Source organism: Vibrio rumoiensis 1S-45 (genome assembly GCF_000286955.2).
GTDB classification, from domain to species: Bacteria; Pseudomonadota; Gammaproteobacteria; order Enterobacterales; family Vibrionaceae; genus Vibrio; species Vibrio rumoiensis_A.
Genome location: NZ_AJYK02000043.1, coordinates 1 through 15,046, shown reverse-complemented (window position 1 = coordinate 15,046; position 15,046 = coordinate 1). Strand labels below are relative to the sequence as shown.

The window sequence follows — 15,046 nt, the reverse complement described above, 5'->3', positions numbered from 1 at the left end:
TTTGACTATAAGAGTAGAGGAATAAAATGAAGAAATGCTTACTTGTTTTGCTCTTTGCCAGTGCGAGTGTTTTCGCTGGGCCGAAAGAAGAATTGAATACTCGTTTAAATCATAATGAAGGCTTTAGTGCGGATTTTACACAAAAGGTGACTAGCCCTGAAGGTGAAGTATTGCTTGATGGTAAAGGTTCAGCACAAATTTCTCGACCAAGTTTATTTCGCTGGAAAACGTCAGCACCAGATGAAACCTTACTCGTTTCTGATGGAAAAAGTGTTTGGTATTACAGCCCATTTGTGGAGCAAGTGACCATTCTTAACCAAGAGCAAGCGACGGCGCAAACTCCCTTTGTATTGCTAACACGTAACCGTGCGAGCGATTGGGCAAACTATAATGTTACTCAATCAGATGATACGTTTACTCTGAAGCCTACGGCAACCGATACAACAATTGGTACTTTCCAAATCAAAATTAATGACAAAGGTGTTGTTCAAGCATTTAATGTGATTGAGCAAGATGGTCAACAAAGTCGTTTTGCCTTTACGAACTTTAAAATGCAAAAGCCTGATGCATCATTATTTACCTTTAAAGTGCCAAAAGGTGTTGAGGTGGATGATCAACGCCAATAATCAGGTGAGATAAAGATGAGCAATTTCAGCTTAGACTTTTCGTCAGATGAAGATTTTAGACCACTGGCCGCTCGGATGCGGCCAGTGTCTATTGAGCACTATTGTGGGCAGCAACACATTCTTGGCCCAAATAAACCGCTGCGTCGTGCATTAGAAGCCGGCCATCTGCATTCGATGATCCTATGGGGACCACCGGGAACAGGAAAAACAACGTTAGCAGAAGTTGCGGCAAATTATGCCAATGCAGAAGTTGAACGAATTTCTGCAGTCACATCTGGCGTTAAAGACATTCGTCTGGCTATCGATAAAGCCAGAGAACATAAACGTTCCGGTAGAAAAACAATTCTATTTGTTGATGAAGTCCATCGCTTTAATAAGAGCCAACAAGATGCTTTCTTGCCTCATATAGAAGATGGGACGGTTACTTTTATTGGCGCTACCACTGAAAACCCTTCCTTTGAATTGAATAACGCATTGTTATCTCGTGCTCGTGTTTACAAGCTAACCTCACTTGAACATCGAGATATTATGGATGTGCTTGAACAGGCGATTCATGATTCGGAACGTGGCTTAGGTAAAACGCCAGCTGACTTCGAAGAGAATGTGTTAGAGCGTCTAGTTGATTTAGTGAATGGCGATGCGCGTATGTCACTCAATTACCTTGAACTACTTTATGATTTAGCTGAAGAGAACACTAATGGTCGTAAGGTAATTACGTTGGCTTTGTTAGCGGAAGTGGCTGGTGAGAAAGTCGCCCGTTTCGATAACAAAGGTGATATGTGGTACGACTTAATCTCTGCAGTGCACAAATCGATTCGAGGCTCTGATCCGGACGCAGCCTTGTATTGGTCTGCGCGAATGATCGCCGCCGGTTGTGATCCACTTTATATTGTTCGCCGCTTACTCGCTATTGCTTCAGAAGATATTGGCAATGCTGATCCAAGAGCGATGCAAGTGGCCGTTTCGGCATGGGATTGTTTTACCCGAATTGGCCCTGCAGAAGGAGAAAGAGCCATTGCTCAAGCGGTCGTCTATCTTGCTTGTGCACCTAAAAGTAATGCTGTGTATACCGCTTGGAAGCAAGCCTTGGCAGATGCTCATAATCAGCCAGAATATGATGTCCCTCTGCATTTACGTAATGCCCCAACTGGGTTGATGAAAGATCTGGGTTATGGCGCAGAATATCGATATGCCCATGATGAACCAGGTGCTTATGCTGCGGGAGAGAATTATTTCCCCCCTGAAATGGCGCAAACCCGCTATTATCAGCCAAGCAATCGTGGCTTAGAGGGTAAAATCAACGAAAAGCTAAAATATTTGGCTGAATTAGATGTAAAAAGCACACAAAAGCGCTATCAAAAGTAGTGCTTTTTGGGTATCGTTTTAGCTATATAAACAAATTCCTTTTAAAGTGGTAATTCATCGCTTTAATCACTCTTAGACCAACAGGATTAGCAATGCTTGATTCTAAACTATTTCGTACAGAGCTGGATGAAACAGCTGCAAAATTAGCCCGCCGTGGATTTACTTTGGATGTGGAAACCATCCGTAACCTTGAAGAACAACGCAAGTCTTTACAAGTGAAGACTGAAGAATTACAAGCACTACGTAATTCCCGTTCCAAGTCCATTGGTCAGGCTAAAGCGAAAGGGGATCACGAAGAAGCTGAGCGAATCATGGCGGAAGTCGGAACGCTAGGTGCTGATCTTGATGCCGCAAAAGTCGCATTAACTGAGTTACAGATTCAATTAGATGACATCACATCGTCAATTCCAAACTTGCCAGATGATGCAGTACCTAACGGTAAAGATGAAGATGACAATGTTGAAGTTGCTCGTTGGGGTGAACCAAAGCAATATGATTTTGAATTAAAAGATCATGTTGATTTAGGTGAGATGGGTGATGGTCTTGATTTTGCGAGTGCAGTAAAAGTAACGGGTTCGCGTTTTATCGTTATGAAAGGTCAATTTGCTCGTTTGCATCGTGCCATTGCACAGTTCATGCTAGATCTTCATACCGATCAACATGGCTACACAGAAATGTATGTGCCTTATTTAGTGAATGCAGACAGCCTATACGGTACAGGTCAACTTCCTAAATTTAGTGAAGACTTATTCCATACGAGCCCTTTGACGGAACAAGTGAGTGATGAGCCATTAAAGACCTTGTCATTGATCCCAACAGCAGAAGTTCCAGTTACAAACTTAATGCGTGATACCATCACTGATGAAGCAGATTTGCCAATTAAGATGACAGCGCACACACCGTGTTTCCGTTCAGAAGCGGGTTCATACGGTCGTGATACTCGTGGTTTGATCCGTATGCACCAATTCGATAAAGTTGAACTGGTACAAATCGTGAAGCCAGAAGATTCAATGGCTGCATTAGAAGAGTTAACTGGCCATGCAGAAAAAGTTCTTCAGTTACTTGAGCTGCCGTATCGTAAAGTGATTCTTTGTACTGGCGATATGGGCTTTGGCGCAGCTAAAACTTATGATTTAGAAGTATGGGTACCCGCGCAAGAGACGTACCGCGAGATTTCTTCTTGTTCAAACTGTTGGGATTTCCAAGCTCGTCGTATGCAAGCACGTTTCCGCCGTAAAGGTGAGAAAAAGCCTGAGTTACTACATACGTTGAATGGTTCTGGTTTGGCGGTTGGTCGTACTATGGTGGCGATTCTTGAAAACTATCAGCAAGCTGACGGTAAGATTGAAATCCCACATGTATTACGTCCATACATGAATGGCTTAACGCATATTGGTGGCTAGCACTTTTTGCAACAAGTGACATTATAAAAAATACCCCATTCATTAGTTTGAATGGGGTATTTTTGTTTTTCTATAGGCTTAAGTTTTAAACTTAGAGCTTAGTTTACTTGTCTATTTATCGCTGTCGTTAGAACTTGCTGTATCGTCAGATGCTTTTTTTACTTTCACACGTGGTTGAACATATTTGTGGGAAACATCAACGACGGCAACATTATCAATAAAAGTACGACCAATAAGTACAGGGTATTCTAATTGCGAGCGGTCTACTAAAGTAAATTCAGTATTTGATTTGTAACTGCCAACTTGTACGCCTAGCTCAACAACAGGTCTTGATTCTGAAGGCTTATCTGTAGATGCCTGTTTTACTTCAACCCAGCGTTTTACCGGTAAAGTGATGGTATCTGATTTCCAATTTTTATGCGCTAAATTGAAATCCACAAAATTCTTTCCATCTTTCTTGTACGTGTGGATGTTGATCGCACTGATCGACGATGTGGTTGCCCCGGTATCAATACGGGCAAGAATATTACGATCTAAATCATTGACGTAAATCCATTCTTTCTCACCTAAAACAAGGTCTCCGCTTTTAGTGTGAGTGGAAACATCAATTTCTTGAGGTGTAACTTTGCTTACTGGTTGTACGGCATCAGCTGCTAAAGCAGAAAATGAACAAGAGAGCAAAGCAACAATTAACCATTTAAACATATTGAAAAACCTTTAAATTCATCGAGTAGAATATCGTTAGAATTCTAGCACAAAGTTAATAAGACCGTGCAGGCAAAGTCGTCAATTTTACTTGCATCTTGCAAATTGAATATTTTTCAGACGAGCCCATAACAATGGTATTACCTAGGTGCGCCTTACTATTCTTACTTAAATTTACAGCTTGACCTTAGTTGGCGATAAAACACATTGGTGAGTTGAGTGCTGATTCAACCGCAGATATCAATTGAATGATATCGCATTGATTCGAAATATAGGGCGGCATCAAATAAATCAATCGGCCAAAAGGTCGAATCCAAACACCTTGGTCAACAAAGTGCTGTTGAATGACTTCCATATTAACAGGAACATGAGTTTCGATAACGCCAATTCCCCCTAGCCAGCGTACATCCTTTACCAAGGGATACTTGCGTAACATTGGAAGTTTTTGTTCGAATGTGGCTTCGATTGATGCCACTTGTTGCTGCCAATGATTTTGTTTGATTAAATTTAAACTCGCCGTTGCGATGGCACAAGCTAATGGGTTAGCCATGAAGGTTGGCCCATGCATAAAACAACCCGCTTCACTGCTGCATACCATGTTAGCGACAGCTTTTGTTGTGACGGTTGCTGCAAGGCTCATATAGCCGCTGGTCAGCGCCTTTCCTACGCATAATATATCGGGTTGAATATTGGCATGTTCACACGCGAACAATTTTCCGGTTCGCCCAAATCCAGTCGCAATTTCATCAAGAATCAACAGCACTCCAAATTGATCACATAATTGCCTCACGCGAACAAGAAACTCTGGGTGATAGAGGCGCATACCACCCGCGCCTTGTACTATGGGCTCTAAAATAACCGCAGCAATTTCATGTTGGTGCTCAGTGATTTTGGTTTCAAAGTCGAGAATATCGTCAGGATTAAATTCTGGCCAATGGCCGTTTTGAATTTGATAGCACTCAGGAGATTTGGCAAAAATATGCTCAGGTAAAAAACCTTTGTACATTTTATGCATCGAATTATTAGGGTCGGTGACGGACATTGCAGCAAAAGTATCGCCATGATACCCATGTTCTAAAGTGAGAAACTTAGAGCGTATCGATTGTGAAGTATCTTGACTGTGTTTTGCGTACCAGTATTGAAGCGCCATTTTCAAACTGACCTCAACGGCAACAGATCCCGAATCGGCTAAGAAAACATGATTCATATTCTTCGGTGCGAGTGACAAAATATTTTTGCACAATGAGATGGCGGGATCATGTGTTAAGCCACCAAACATAACGTGTGACATTGCGTCAATTTGTGAATGGGCAGCCTGATCTAACGCAGGGTGACGGTAACCATGAATCGCAGACCACCATGATGACATCCCATCAATTAAGACTTCTCCTGTTTCAAGATGAATGCGCACACCTTCGGCGCTTTTTACTGGAAAACAAGGTAATGGGCTGAGTGTCGATGTGTATGGGTGCCAGATATGTTCCCGGTCAAATTGTAAATCCATAATATTGCTCGTTAATTAATCTATTGTAAACCGTAATGAATCAATGTTATTGACAGTCTATCTTCTGTGGGTAGACTAGCCAAGCTAAAAACCAATAGAGAAGGATCGACCGTGGAAGTGAGCCAACACTGGACTGTGCAGCAAGTACATGAATTATTAGAAAAACCATTTATGGACTTGATATTTGAAGCCCAACTTGTTCATCGTCAACATCAGCAAACGAATCATGTCCAAGTGAGTACGTTGCTTTCGATTAAAACAGGTGCATGCCCTGAAGATTGCAAGTATTGCCCTCAAAGTGCGCATTATCGTACCGATGTAGAAAAAGAACGCTTAATGGAAGTAGAGCGCGTACTTGATGCGGCGAATAAAGCTAAGAATTCTGGATCGACTCGTTTTTGTATGGGTGCGGCTTGGAAAAACCCTAAAGCGCGTGATATGCCATATTTAACCGAAATGATTAAAGGCGTAAAAGATCTCGGTCTCGAAACCTGCATGACGCTTGGTATGTTAACGCCCGATCAAGCTCAACAGCTTTCGGATGCTGGTCTTGATTATTACAACCATAACTTGGACACATCCCCTGAGTTTTACGGAAAAATCATTACCACACGTACCTACCAAGATCGATTAGATACCCTTTCTCACGTACGTGAAGCTGGAATGAAGATTTGCTCGGGTGGCATTATTGGCATGGGTGAAAGTGTTAGTGATCGCGCTGGACTATTGGTGGAGCTTGCCAATCTACCTACTCAACCAGAAAGTGTCCCGATTAATATGTTGGTGAAGGTGAAAGGGACACCAATGGAAAACGTTGATGATGTTGAACCTTTTGATTTTATTCGTCTTATTGCCATTGCTAGAATTATGATGCCTCATTCTGCAGTGCGTTTGTCGGCTGGTCGTGAAAACATGAACGAACAGATGCAAGCTTTGTGCTTTATGGCGGGTGCAAATTCTATTTTCTATGGCTGTAAGTTATTAACGACACCCAATCCTGACGAAGATACCGATTTACAACTGTTCAAAAAATTAGGTATTAACCGCCAAGAAGTACATCAGAAACCTGATGAAATCCAAGAAAATGATTTACTTGATCGAGTTGTAGAAAGAGTCGCAGCAAGACCAAGTAAAGATGATTTATTCTATGAAGCAATCAGTTAAATTTGAATGCTTGATGGTTGCCGTTAGCGGGGCTAAATGATGTTTCAGCAGCGAATCCATAAAGCGCTTGAGCACAGAAAAGCGTTAGGTTTGGAGCGAACCGTTGATATTTCTGAGCGTGAATCACAAGCTGTTATGAGTCGGAAAGCTCAACGGTGTATTAACTTTTCAAGTAATGATTACTTGGGGTTAGCTCAAGATGCTTCTTTGATTCAAGCATGGCAAACCGGGCTTGATATTTATGGTTGTGGAAGTGGTGCGTCACCAATGGTAACCGGTTATAGCCCTGCACATGCTAAGTTGGAAAAGCAGCTTTGCGAATGGTTGGGTTATCCTAGCGCGGTTCTATTTAATTCAGGCTTTAGTGCGAATCAAGCGTTGATATTTAGCTTATTAGAAAAAGGGGATGCCGTGTTCCAAGATAAGTTGAATCATGCATCACTCATCGAAGCCGGTATGTTGTCCCCAGCAACAATGTTGCGTTTTAAGCATAACGACCTAAGTGATTTATCGAACAAATTACAAAACGGCATGAAAGAACAAACAAATGGGCAATCGACTTTAGTGGTGACAGAAGGCGTTTTTAGTATGGATGGTGACCGTCCTGATCTAAAAGCCATGTCTGAACTATGCAAAAAAAATAAAGCTTGGTTTGCAGTCGACGATGCACATGGGTTTGGCGTGTTAGGTGATACAGGTCAAGGCAGTTGTCATTCTGCTGGGATCAAGCCACAAATCCTCATCGTGACGTTTGGAAAGGCGGCCGGTATTTCAGGTGCAGCGATTTTATGCGATCACGAAACGGCTAATTATCTTTCTCAATTTGCTCGTCATTTTGTTTATTCAACGGCGATGCCGCCAGCTCAAGCGCATGCATTATCCCACTCCATCTCAATGATACAAACTCAATTTTGGCGACGTGAAAAGTTAGCAGAATTGAACGCGGAATATCAACATGGTTTGAAACATTGTTTGGGGTATGTCGAAACGGATACACCAATAAAGCCTTTCATTTGTGGGGATAGCCAATCAGCGATGAGTTTGTCCGAAGCATTAAAAGCGGATGGTTTATGGGTGAGTGCGATTCGACCACCGACCGTTCCCCAGAATAAGGCAAGGCTCAGAATAACGTTAAGCGCTAATCACTCACTGATTCAAGTAAAGAAACTCACCAGTGCCATTTCTAAAAATGTGATGGATTTTAGAAATCATGAAGGATAACGATGTCATCATTTAGCCTTTTTGATGTTGAATACGCTCATGATATTCAACCTCCTTGTTTTATAGAGAAGAATTCTTCTTCAGCGAATAAAACTGCTATTGCACAAGCGTTTGGTAAAGCCGCGAAAACATACGATAAGCACGCTGCTTTTCAAAGAGATGTCGGGCACCGATTAATCGCTTTGTTGCCAAAAGATTTATCTGCTTGCAAAGTCTTAGATCTCGGTTGTGGCACGGGGTATTTTAGCCAGTTGCTTGCATTACGTGGTGCGCAGGTCACTGCATTTGATCTTTCCGAGGCGATGTTGCAGCAGTGTCAATTACGTTGCAAGCATCTGAATGTCGAATATGTGCAAGGTGATGCTGAAAAATTACCGTTTGAAGGTGAACAGTTTGACTTTGTGTTTTCGAGCTTAGCGATTCAGTGGTGCGATCATCTTCCAGCATTAATGTCATCCTTAATGGCGATTGTAAAACCATCAGGGAGAATATTTTTTTCTACCTTACTTGAAGGTTCATTGTTTGAACTAAAGGACTCATGGCGGCAAGTTGATTTGCATCAACACGTTAATCAATTTCACCACTTAGAAGCAATCAATATTGCGTTAGCTCAAGCTGGTGGGCAATTGCATCGCGCAGACTGTATGTCCATTACCGTGTGGTATCAATCGGCGCTTAGCTTAATGAAAGATTTAAAAGGTATTGGTGCTACTCATATTTCTGGTCGTTCTGATCGATTAACGAAGCGTAGTGATTTGAATGCAGTTGAAATCGCCTATCAACAATTTAAAAACCATCAAGGTCAATTACCTGCAACTTATGAAGTTTGTATTGGGAGTATTATCAAATGATTAATTCAATATTCGTTGCTGGAACCGATACGGATGTAGGTAAAACCGTTGCCTCACAAGCGATTTTATTTGCACTAGCACAGCAGGGTATTAAAACTTCTGGCTTTAAACCCGTTGCAGCCGGTTGTGAGCCCACTGAGTCTGGTATGGTGAATAACGATGCACTTTGTTTGCAAGACGCTTCAACGGTTAAACTTGATTATCATGTTGTGAATCCTTATGCCTTAGCCTTGCCAGCTTCGCCACATATCGCTGCCAATAAAGAAGGCGTGAACATTGAATTTGATGTGCTATCTTCTGCGTTAGCGGAACACCGACACCATGCAGATTTTGTGTTAGTTGAAGGCGCTGGTGGTTGGAGAGTCCCTGTTTCGAAAAGTGAATGTTTATCTCGTTGGGTTCAACAAGAAAAATTACCTGTTGTGCTTATCGTGGGGGTGAAGTTAGGCTGTTTAAGTCATGCAATGTTAACGGTTGAAGCTATTCAAAATGATGGCTTAACCCTTGTTGGCTGGGTTGCCAATAGAATCAACCCTGGTACTGAGCATTATAGTGACATCATTGAAATGCTTGAAGCTAAAATCCCGGCGCCAAAGCTTGGAGAAATTCCTTACCTTCTTTCTTCTAAACGCCAACAAGCTTATCGTTATCTTGATGTTTCGCCTTTGTTAAAATAGAACGATGCTGCGACCAAAGTAATAGCATGAGTTGAAGTGACTCTAAGATAGATACAAAAAAGCTGCCATTCACATCGAACTGGCAGCTTTTTTTATATCAATTTTTATGTCATTAACGCGATAAGTTAGGCTCTGGAATATGTTTTGTCGCTTGTTCTGACTTCTTCTCAGCAAGACCTAAGCGTTCCTTCGCTTCTTCTTCCGATAGACCAAGATGACAAGACAGTAAATCTATCGCCATTTGGTAATTTTCTTTATCCGCCATACCAATATCCTTTAGGTTGTTATATAGGAACTACCTTAATCCTTTGTGGAAAATTCAGCAATAAGACTAAAGTATAAGCACAATCGATTTAATGAGGAGAGCATTTGTAAGTTTTAGTAAAATCAGAGGTTTGATAATTGAACTAATGGCTTAATAGTGTTAACTATTCGTATAGCATTAATCTTTTAATGGTTAATGACTATGATGAATATAAATTTTTGTTGTTCACGTTATGGTGAATGAAAGGTAAAGATAGGGTGGACATCAAATGTTTCAATTGATCCCTTAACCTTGCACTGAAAATCGCAGATGATACTCAGTAATTGCCAAGAAGTGGTATTTTCGTGAAAACTGCATCTTGAATAAACTTGAGTCTATACTGTTGTTAAAGAACGTTTAACGCAAAAGTATGAACATAATCAATTAGGTTATGTTGTTGATGGCTTCTACGGAGAAAGAAAGAATGAAGCGAGTGATGTTATTTTTAGCGACAAACTTAGCGGTTGTATTGGTGCTAAGTGTTGTTTTAAATATTGTATATGCCGTAACAGGAATGCAGCCAGGGAGTCTGTCAGGACTACTCGTGATGGCAGCCTTATTCGGGTTTGGTGGTTCATTTATTTCTTTATTGTTATCGAAAAAAATGGCGTTACGCTCTGTGGGTGGGCAAGTTATCGAAAGCCCACGTAACGAAACGGAACATTGGTTGATTCAAACCGTTACTCGTCAAGCTCAACAAGTGGGTATTGGCATGCCTACTGTTGCGATTTACGATTCGCCAGATATTAATGCCTTTGCAACCGGTGCTAAACGCGATGATTCGTTAGTTGCAGTGTCCACTGGTTTGTTGCACAACATGACTCGTGATGAAGCTGAAGCGGTATTAGCGCATGAAATTAGTCATATCTCAAATGGTGATATGGTGACCATGACATTAATGCAAGGTGTAGTGAATACATTTGTTATTTTCATTTCACGAGCCATTGCGAATGTAGTCAGCTCGAACAACAGTGATGAAGGTCGTGGCGGAAGCATGATGAGTTACTTCTTAATCTCAATGGTTCTAGAAATGGTATTCGGCTTCTTGGCGAGCTTTATTACGATGTGGTATAGCCGTCATCGCGAATTCCATGCCGACTCAGGTGCAGCTCAGCTTGTTGGTAAGCATAAGATGATAGCGGCACTTGAACGCCTTAAAGTGAGCCATGAGCCTCAGCTTGAAGGCTCGATGATGGCATTCGGCATTAATGGTAAGCGTACGATGATGGAGCTGTTAATGAGCCATCCACCACTTGATAAGCGTATTGAAGCGCTGCGCAATCAATAATGATTTAGTCGGTAATTCATACCATATAAGTTCCAAGGCTTGGTGAGCGATCATCAAGCCTTTTTTTGATTAGTGCATCTGGGATTACTGTTTCGCAGCGATTGTGCGGTTTAAGTCTTGCTGGACAATTTCTAGAGCTTTTAAGGCCACTTCAGGTGCAATTTCGTTTGATTCCAATAGATAGATCAAATCAACCGCAAGTTGCACTTCTTCGGGTGCAGAATCTAAAGATTGAGGTGAAGCGGTTTTAGTTGTAGTCATTACTAGGATTTTGCCTTTCTCTGAATGTAATTTGTTTTTCAATCTTTAATTTAGCGGCTGAGCAGCGCTCTAATCGTTGTTCAGCCAGTAATAAATCTTTTTGAGCTTGAGCTCGTTCGTAACTACTACAAGTGTTCACTTGATTCGTTTTTTGAAAAACGAGATCACGTAAGCGTATTTCCCACTCTTGGTGTTGTGATAAATCCTGATAAAGCTCACTAATCGGTTTACGATAATGGCTGCTGTGCTTTATTTCATTATGCCGAATATTTTGAGTGGCTAATTCACGTTGTATTGCAGCTAATTGGGAGAGTAACAGCTGAGTTAAGTGTTCAGCCCGTAATTGAGTCAACCGGTCTGCTTGTTGCTCTCTAATAATGCTCTCAAAAGTGGATTTTGTTTCGCTGACACAAGGAACAAGCAAGCGAGATCGGCATTTGAATAAATGCTCATCAAATAAGGCTTGGTGATGCTCCCCTTTGATGCGATCACGTTGAGCCGCTTGTTTCGATAACTCTTCAAGTTTATTGGCTAGGTCGCTAAATTTACTCATTGTTATCTCTTTATTGAAACGAAGTCATTAAAACCAAGCTTGATAGGCGAGTTTGATCGCCAATACACTGACGACGATCACAAATACTGGTCGTATAAAAGCCGCACCAAAACGAATCGCAGAATGCGCACCCACGTAAGCACCAGCCATTAAGCATAGACCCATCGTTAGGCCTAATGTCCAGTTGATGTGACCAAGAATAGCAAAGGTAACCAATGAGGTGAAATTACTAGTAAAGTTCATCGCTTTAGACACGCCAGAAGCAAGCAAGATGTTCATTCGGTAAAGTGCCATGTTACTCACTGTCCAAAATGCGCCAGTTCCGGGCCCAATCGCGCCATCATAAAACCCTAAACTCAAACCCTGCAATATCTGCTTCTTGTGGACTTTCTTATTTGCAGGAGGCAGAGCATTATGGCTGTCTTTTGGCGCTTTACTAAATATTGTGTAAATCGCGGTGGCTAAAATGATTAATGGCAGGATTTTTTCTAGCCAAGCCGTGCTGATAACATTAATGACGAGCGTGCCACTGATTGCACCAATTAGTGTCGCAACAAAGGAACGATACCAAAAATTTGGGGTAAATAAGCGTTTTTGATAGTAAGTAAAAGCGGCGGTTGAAGAGGCAAATGTAGCCGATAGCTTGTTGGTCCCTAAAGCTAAGTGCGGAGGCAAACCAAGAGAAAGTAGAGCAGGGACGGTTAGCATTCCGCCGCCTCCTGCTACCGCATCAATAAAGCCTGCCGCAAACGCAACAATGCCAAGAATAAGTAGCATCGTTGGGTCAAGCATTTCCATAGTCATTCTTCTTGGTTATTTCTACGACATTCGCAATTTTTTGAGATAAGCGATAGAAAGATATTAATATTCAACTTTACGAGCAAACGGTGGTAAAGCATCCAAAAGTGCTTTGCCATAGCGTTTTGTCACGATCCGACGATCAAGAATGACAACTCTACCAGAATCTTGTTCTTTACGCAGTAGCCGACCAACTGATTGGATGAGCTTTTTACTGGCTTCAGGTACTGAAATTTGCATAAATGGATTACCACCACGCTCAACGATATATTCAGAGTGCGCTTGTTCCACAGGGGAGGTTGGTACACCAAATGGAATTTTAGTAATAATTAAGTTTTCTAATAGTTTACCGGGAAGATCCAACCCTTCAGAAAAACTACCAGTACCAAAGATCACGCTAGTTTGGCCAAATTGGCAATAGGCTCGGTGCTTATTCAGAATTTCACTTCGAGACTTTTTACCTTGAACTTGTAAATTCCACTTATTCTTTACTGCTATCGCTTCTAATGCTTGTGCAACTTGATTCATTTGCCAATAAGAAGAAAACAGTACTAAATTGGCTTTTTTATCTTGTAGATAGGTCGGTAAAATCTCAGATAAATAGGCCGTAAAATTCGGATGTTGAGGCTCATATTGTAATTTTGGCACCATGAGTTCGGCATTGTTTGCATAATCGAACGGAGAAGCTAAAGCGAGAAATTGCGTCGCATCCTCAACTTTTTGGCTGATACCCGCTTGAATGGCGAAGAATTGAAATGAGTTTAATGCACGCATGGTCGCGGAAACTAAAACGGCACCAGCGCAGCGGCTCCATAATTGTCGATCTAATTGCCAGCCCACTTCTAAAGGGGACACGTTGATGGTGAAATCATCTTCACGATCTGTGCTTATTTCAATCCAACGCGCCAGTGGTGCACCTTTGTCGTGATTGGGTTCGGCCATTAAATGCCATACCTTAGCTAGATTTTCTAATCGCTGTAAATAAAAACCTGCTTCGGCTAAGGCAGGTTCTGCCAAGCGCGCGGATAATTCACCATCTTTAACTCTTTCGCTGATTAAGTCAGTAATTTTTGCCATAGATTGATGGGCTTTTTTGCTTAAAATCTTTAAAGATTTAGATTCTTCTTCTAGCCATGAAGGGAGTTCTCCATGCTCAAAGCGGTAAATGTTTTCTTTAAATTCACCAGCATTAAATTGTTTACTCAGTTGCGTTAAAGCTGGCACCAGTTGCTGAATAGAATCTTGTAATTCATTACGAAAACGAGAGCTGCGCTTTATATCAGTAAGATTAGCAATTTTAACAACGGATTTATTCAAGCTTTCAAGCCAGGTTGCCGTCCCTTTTAAACTAGCTGTAGCCGAGGCGTGCTCTCTTGCAACATTTGGTAAATGATGAGCTTCATCAAAGATATAAATGCTTTGTTCAGGTTCCGGTAAAATTACTCCGCCACCAAGGTCAGCATCTGCCATCACTAAGCTATGATTGGCAATGATTACATCGGCTTTATCTAGATCAGCGCGCGCTTTTTGAAATGGGCAATCACGATGAGTTGGCATGGAATTATTACAGCTGTGCTTATCACTGACGATAACCTTCCAAATGTCATCTGGAATGGTTTCTGCCCAACTGTCTCTATCACCATTCCATTTGTTATCAGAAAACGCGGTGTATAACGCTTGAAGCTGTTCGATATCTTTTTTTTGTGGCTTGGATTCGAACATAGCGAGTTGTTGTCCGTCTTGCTCTGTTTGTTTTCCACAAGCTAGCGATAACTTTTCTAAGCAGCAATACCGCTGTCGACCTTTAGCTAAAATAAAGGAAAAAGGCGTTTCAACAAGGCGACGATATAAAGGCATGTCTTTATGTATTAACTGCTCTTGTAAGGCGACAGTAGCAGTGGAGATGATTATTTTCTTTTGAGAGAACTGCGCAAATGGAACCGATGCCATTAAATAAGCCAGAGACTTACCTATTCCTGTTCCAGCTTCGGCAACAATAATCCGGTTAGATTTGTGATAAGTCCCCGATAATGTTTTGGCGATTTCCGCGACCAAATAATTTTGCGCCCTGCGTGGAATAAATCCATCAAGCTGAGCTGAAAGGTTTTGATAACTTAGCTTGATGGCTTTTTGAATATTAGTGGAAAGCATGTTCAGTTCTCATAAAATAACAACTGGATATTATCACAGTGTTGTTGCTATTTCTTACTCTATTTCTCTCTGAATATTATTGAGTTAACTGTTAATAAGAGAAGGGGGGAAAGCTGATTTCATCGCACTTCTTAATAGTAAGTTAATTGAGTCTGTCAGATGTTTCATTGATATT

15 protein-coding genes are annotated in these 15,046 nt (G+C 41.4%); 8 read left to right on the top strand and 7 right to left on the bottom strand.

Features of this window, described 5'->3' with window-relative positions; genetic code table 11:
- The first annotated feature begins 26 nt into the window (after nucleotides 1-26).
- The 3 genes from lolA to serS all read left to right on the top strand — a co-directional run bounded on the left by lolA (nucleotide 27) and on the right by serS (nucleotide 3,394).
- Entirely contained in the window at nucleotides 27-626 is a 600-nt protein-coding gene (gene lolA / locus A1QC_RS05440) for an outer membrane lipoprotein chaperone LolA (RefSeq protein WP_017025165.1), read from the top strand.
- Nucleotides 627-641: 15 nt separating this feature from the next.
- The gene (locus A1QC_RS05435; protein ID WP_017025164.1) at nucleotides 642-1,991 is read left to right on the top strand and encodes a replication-associated recombination protein A; all 1,350 of its coding nucleotides are present in this window, start codon (nucleotides 642-644) and stop codon (nucleotides 1,989-1,991) included.
- Nucleotides 1,992-2,083: 92 nt separating this feature from the next.
- On the top strand, nucleotides 2,084-3,394 hold the full coding sequence (gene serS, locus A1QC_RS05430) for a serine--tRNA ligase (RefSeq protein WP_017025163.1): 1,311 nt from the start codon (nucleotides 2,084-2,086) through the stop codon (nucleotides 3,392-3,394).
- Between the two features lie 111 nt (nucleotides 3,395-3,505).
- Here the strand turns inward: serS and A1QC_RS05425 are convergent, their stop codons facing one another.
- Nucleotides 3,506-4,099: an ATP-dependent zinc protease family protein gene (locus A1QC_RS05425; RefSeq protein WP_017025162.1), complete on the bottom strand. Its 594-nt coding sequence runs from the start codon at nucleotides 4,097-4,099 to the stop codon at nucleotides 3,506-3,508.
- A 187-nt stretch (nucleotides 4,100-4,286) separates the two neighbouring features.
- Nucleotides 4,287-5,603, bottom strand: a complete 1,317-nt coding sequence (bioA, locus tag A1QC_RS05420) for an adenosylmethionine--8-amino-7-oxononanoate transaminase (protein ID WP_017025161.1) — start codon at nucleotides 5,601-5,603, stop codon at nucleotides 4,287-4,289.
- 111 nt (nucleotides 5,604-5,714) lie between these two features.
- Between bioA and bioB the strand changes: the two genes are divergently transcribed.
- Genes bioB through bioD form a run of 4 tightly spaced genes read left to right on the top strand, consistent with a single transcriptional unit; the run spans nucleotide 5,715 to nucleotide 9,516 of the window.
- Nucleotides 5,715-6,767: a biotin synthase BioB gene (gene bioB / locus A1QC_RS05415; protein WP_017025160.1), complete on the top strand. Its 1,053-nt coding sequence runs from the start codon at nucleotides 5,715-5,717 to the stop codon at nucleotides 6,765-6,767.
- A 36-nt stretch (nucleotides 6,768-6,803) separates the two neighbouring features.
- Nucleotides 6,804-7,988, top strand: a complete 1,185-nt coding sequence (gene bioF, locus A1QC_RS05410) for an 8-amino-7-oxononanoate synthase (RefSeq protein ID WP_039836428.1) — start codon at nucleotides 6,804-6,806, stop codon at nucleotides 7,986-7,988.
- Nucleotides 7,989-7,990: 2 nt separating this feature from the next.
- Nucleotides 7,991-8,839, top strand: coding sequence for a malonyl-ACP O-methyltransferase BioC (gene bioC / locus A1QC_RS05405; protein WP_017025158.1), 849 nt, complete (start codon nucleotides 7,991-7,993; stop codon nucleotides 8,837-8,839).
- The gene (gene bioD, locus A1QC_RS05400; RefSeq protein WP_017025157.1) at nucleotides 8,836-9,516 is read left to right on the top strand and encodes a dethiobiotin synthase; all 681 of its coding nucleotides are present in this window, start codon (nucleotides 8,836-8,838) and stop codon (nucleotides 9,514-9,516) included. The genes bioC and bioD overlap by 4 nt, the downstream gene beginning before the upstream one ends.
- Before the next feature lie 112 nt (nucleotides 9,517-9,628).
- On the opposite strand, the gene A1QC_RS15600 is transcribed toward bioD, so the two are convergent.
- Entirely contained in the window at nucleotides 9,629-9,781 is a 153-nt protein-coding gene (locus A1QC_RS15600) for a hypothetical protein (protein ID WP_017025156.1), read from the bottom strand.
- Between the two features lie 463 nt (nucleotides 9,782-10,244).
- On the opposite strand from A1QC_RS15600, the gene htpX reads away from it, so the two are divergent.
- Nucleotides 10,245-11,108 (top strand): protease HtpX, encoded by an 864-nt coding sequence (gene htpX / locus A1QC_RS05395; RefSeq protein WP_017025155.1) that lies wholly within the window; start codon nucleotides 10,245-10,247, stop codon nucleotides 11,106-11,108.
- 84 nt (nucleotides 11,109-11,192) lie between these two features.
- On the opposite strand, the gene rsmS is transcribed toward htpX, so the two are convergent.
- From rsmS to dinG, 4 genes are all read right to left on the bottom strand, one after another.
- Complete coding sequence (gene rsmS / locus A1QC_RS15330) at nucleotides 11,193-11,369, bottom strand: pleiotropic regulatory protein RsmS (protein WP_017025154.1); 177 nt, start codon at nucleotides 11,367-11,369, stop codon at nucleotides 11,193-11,195.
- On the bottom strand, nucleotides 11,356-11,922 hold the full coding sequence (locus tag A1QC_RS05390) for a primosomal replication protein (protein WP_017025153.1): 567 nt from the start codon (nucleotides 11,920-11,922) through the stop codon (nucleotides 11,356-11,358). The genes rsmS and A1QC_RS05390 overlap by 14 nt, the downstream gene beginning before the upstream one ends.
- Before the next feature lie 27 nt (nucleotides 11,923-11,949).
- A complete protein-coding gene (locus A1QC_RS05385) occupies nucleotides 11,950-12,720 on the bottom strand; it encodes a sulfite exporter TauE/SafE family protein (RefSeq protein WP_017025152.1) in 771 nt (256 codons plus the stop codon).
- A 63-nt stretch (nucleotides 12,721-12,783) separates the two neighbouring features.
- Nucleotides 12,784-14,871 carry an ATP-dependent DNA helicase DinG gene (gene dinG / locus A1QC_RS05380; protein WP_017025151.1) on the bottom strand — a complete coding sequence of 696 codons (2,088 nt, stop codon included), beginning with the start codon at nucleotides 14,869-14,871 and terminating at the stop codon, nucleotides 12,784-12,786.
- Nucleotides 14,872-15,046 lie beyond the last annotated feature (175 nt).

Coding starts and splice junctions, on each gene's coding strand:
- bioA (WP_017025161.1), bottom strand. CDS start 5,603: ATGGATTTACAATTTGACCGGGAACATATCTGGCACCCATACACATCG.
- htpX (WP_017025155.1), top strand. CDS start 10,245: ATGAAGCGAGTGATGTTATTTTTAGCGACAAACTTAGCGGTTGTATTG.
- serS (WP_017025163.1), top strand. CDS start 2,084: ATGCTTGATTCTAAACTATTTCGTACAGAGCTGGATGAAACAGCTGCA.
- rsmS (WP_017025154.1), bottom strand. CDS start 11,369: ATGACTACAACTAAAACCGCTTCACCTCAATCTTTAGATTCTGCACCC.
- A1QC_RS05435 (WP_017025164.1), top strand. CDS start 642: ATGAGCAATTTCAGCTTAGACTTTTCGTCAGATGAAGATTTTAGACCA.
- A1QC_RS15600 (WP_017025156.1), bottom strand. CDS start 9,781: ATGGCGGATAAAGAAAATTACCAAATGGCGATAGATTTACTGTCTTGT.
- A1QC_RS05385 (WP_017025152.1), bottom strand. CDS start 12,720: ATGGAAATGCTTGACCCAACGATGCTACTTATTCTTGGCATTGTTGCG.
- lolA (WP_017025165.1), top strand. CDS start 27: ATGAAGAAATGCTTACTTGTTTTGCTCTTTGCCAGTGCGAGTGTTTTC.
- A1QC_RS05390 (WP_017025153.1), bottom strand. CDS start 11,922: ATGAGTAAATTTAGCGACCTAGCCAATAAACTTGAAGAGTTATCGAAA.
- bioD (WP_017025157.1), top strand. CDS start 8,836: ATGATTAATTCAATATTCGTTGCTGGAACCGATACGGATGTAGGTAAA.
- bioF (WP_039836428.1), top strand. CDS start 6,804: ATGATGTTTCAGCAGCGAATCCATAAAGCGCTTGAGCACAGAAAAGCG.
- A1QC_RS05425 (WP_017025162.1), bottom strand. CDS start 4,099: ATGTTTAAATGGTTAATTGTTGCTTTGCTCTCTTGTTCATTTTCTGCT.
- bioC (WP_017025158.1), top strand. CDS start 7,991: ATGTCATCATTTAGCCTTTTTGATGTTGAATACGCTCATGATATTCAA.
- dinG (WP_017025151.1), bottom strand. CDS start 14,871: ATGCTTTCCACTAATATTCAAAAAGCCATCAAGCTAAGTTATCAAAAC.